The following is a 273-nucleotide window of genomic DNA, read 5'->3' on the forward strand; positions in this document are numbered from 1 at the left end:
GCCCAATAGGGCACGCCCCATTGCATCAGCTGCCAGGAGATGAAGGTCGAGAACATCGCCATCTCGCCCTGCGCGAAGTTGAGATGGTCGATGGCCTGGTAGATCATGACCACGGCGAGCGCCATGCAGGCGTAGATCGCGCCCGTGGCAATGCCGGCCAGGACCTGGTTGGTGAACAGCTCCATTGTCCCGGCTCCCTCAGTAACCCAGATAGGATTTGCGGATTTCTTCGTTGTTCGCGATGTCCTTGGCGTTGCCCGACATCACGATGCG

Annotated in this window: 2 pseudogenes; both read right to left on the reverse strand. The window is 59.7% G+C overall.

The features are described 5' to 3' along the window. A pseudogene (locus tag RAD10_RS41840) lies at positions 1 to 185 on the reverse strand (branched-chain amino acid ABC transporter permease); the annotation flags it as partial. A gap of 13 nt (positions 186 to 198) precedes the next feature. Continuing rightward, a pseudogene (locus RAD10_RS41845) lies at positions 199 to 273 on the reverse strand (ABC transporter ATP-binding protein); the annotation flags it as partial.

Source organism: Bradyrhizobium sp. 23AC, assembly GCF_054863025.1.